The sequence below is a fragment of the Novipirellula sp. genome, from assembly GCF_041583735.1.
Classification (GTDB): domain Bacteria; phylum Planctomycetota; class Planctomycetia; order Pirellulales; family Pirellulaceae; genus Novipirellula.
The window spans coordinates 1-2,383 of record NZ_JBFHFD010000937.1; the positions used below are offsets into that span (position 1 = coordinate 1).

1 protein-coding gene and 1 pseudogene are annotated in these 2,383 nt (G+C 53.0%); one reads left to right on the top strand and one right to left on the bottom strand.

Going from position 1 to position 2,383, the window contains the following annotated elements; genetic code table 11:
• A partial coding sequence (locus ABX962_RS34785) for a M13 family metallopeptidase (protein WP_372726248.1) occupies positions 1-1,839 on the bottom strand: 1,839 nt, incomplete at its 3' end.
• 350 nt (positions 1,840-2,189) lie between these two features.
• Between ABX962_RS34785 and ABX962_RS34790 the strand changes: the two are divergent.
• A pseudogene (locus tag ABX962_RS34790) lies at positions 2,190-2,383 on the top strand (protein-L-isoaspartate O-methyltransferase); the annotation flags it as partial.

A 2,383-nucleotide genomic window follows, 5' to 3' on the forward strand; every position in this document is an offset into this window, starting at 1 on the left:
CTCGCGATACAACCGTCGCCAAATTTGCGACCATCCCAAAAAGAAACGTTGGTCCCCGGTCAACCCATCGATCACGGGTGCCTCATTGCCATCGAGCGACAGTTGGTAGGCCTCGTACGCGAGACTCAATCCGCCCAGATCTCCGATGTTTTCACCCAGCGTCAAGTCACCGTTGACGAAGTTGCCTTCGACCGGTTCGAATTCGCTGTACTGTTTCGAAAGGACTGCAGCACGACGCTCAAATTCATCGCGATCACTCGGGGTCCACCACATTCGCAAGTTGCCATGGCCATCGTACTTGCTGCCCTTGTCATCAAATCCGTGGCTCAACTCGTGGCCAATCACGGCGCCAATCGCACCGTAGTTGACGGCATCGTCCGCCGCCATATTGAAAAACGGTGGCTGCAGGATCGCCGCCGGAAAAACGATCTCGTTCATCGTCGGGTTGTAGTAGGCGTTGATCGTTTGCGGTGTCATGTGCCACTCGTTGCGATCAATCGGCCCGCCCAGCTTCTGCAAATCCCGCTCATGCTCGAAATTTGCCGATGCGATGATGTTGGATGCCAACGAATTGGGATCAATACTCAGCTTCGAATAATCTTTCCACTCGTCGGGATAACCAATTTTGGTGGTAAACAATCCCAGCTTCTCGATCGCCTGTTTTTTCGTTCCTTCGCTCATCCAATCTCGCGATTCGATGCGTTTTGCGAAAGCTTGCTTCAAGTTCTGGACCAACTCGTTCATTCGTTTTTTGGCCTCAGGCTTGAAATGCCGTTCGACATAAACCTGGCCCACAAGTTCGCCCAACACGCCGCTGGTCGTGTTGACCGCTCGTTTCCACATCGGCTCTTGCTCGGTGATCCCACTGATCGCAGTGCTATGGAAATCGAAGTGACGCTGTTCAAGCGATGCGGTCAACTCCGATGCGTAGGCATCAATCAAATGAAATTTCAAGTAAGATTTCCAAGCCGCTAAATCGGTCTCGGCGAATTGGGTTGCAAACGCGTCGATGTAACTTGGTTGACGGACAACATATTTGTCTTGGTCCTCAAGCCCGGTCGCTTTCGCATAAGCGGCCCAATCGAAACTGCCAAATTTATTGGCCAGTTCGGCGGCAGTGGTCGCGTTATAGGTTTTGTCAGGATCGCGATTCTCGGTCTTCGTCCACTGAGCCTCTGCGATCGCATGTTCAATTTTGTAGACGCTTTCGACATCAGCATCACTTACCGAACCGAACTGGCTTAGCAAATCGCGAATATAGACTTTCAGTTGCTCGCGAAGCTCGACGTAGCGTGGCACGTCTTCGAGATAATAATCGCGATCCGGTAACGTCAAACCCGCCTGAGTCACGTATACGGTGTACTGATCACTCTTTTTCGCATCCACGCCGACGAAGGATGCAAACGGACCATATACGCCGTTTCGCGATAAGCGGCCAAGTACTTTGGCTAGGTCTGTTTTGGATTTCGCCGCATCAATCGTGGCGGCCAGAGGCTCGATCGGAGAAATCCCCGCTTTGTTTCGCGATTGCATGTCCGTCACGCTGCGGTACAAGTCGCCTACCTTCTGGGCGGCCGAGCCCTTGCTGCTATTTTTCGCCGCCGACTCTTCAATCAACTCGCGAACCTGCTCGCGAGTCTGATCGTTCAAAATCGTGAAGATCCCGTAGTCCGACTTGTCTCCAGGGATCTGGGTTGTTTCCAACCATTTCTGATTGGCGTATTTGTAAAAGTTCTCGCCTGGCGAAACCTTCTCGCTAAACAATGACTTGTCGATCCCGGAAACAGCAGTCGTCGCCGACGGAACCGTTTGCTGCGCATGAAGCGTTGCCGAAATCATCGGACTCGCGACACCCCACAAGCACGCGCTCGCTAAAAGCGAAATTCGATTGAAACCTATCAATGGTAGTCTCCGACTGGATTGAATTGAAAACGTGAGCGGTCCAGAGCGTCCGCTGTGCCAATGAAGCCGAAATCCAGTGCAGCCGAAATCTCGTCGCGTTTGCTCGAAATCATCGTCTACCTTGGCTCTCGGGAACGCCGCCCTCCCAGACCAAACCGAGGCGGCATTCTATCCGAAAACACCGAATTGCTTTATCCGGCGGAGCAAGAAACTTGACAGTTTGTTTGCGGTGACCGCCAGCGGTATGATGAATAGACCACCCGGGGACGCAAGGGAGTGGCCATGTGATGGTCGACGACGATTTTCAACATCAGCGAGAACAATTGATCCGCGACGAGTTGCCGCAGCTCGGCATCCAGGACGAAGCGGTCCTGCAGGCGATGATGTCGGTACGCCGCGAAGATTTTGTGGACGACAAGAATCGTGAATTCGCCTATCGCAACGCCCCGCTGCCGATTGGTTTTGGACAAACCATTTCGCA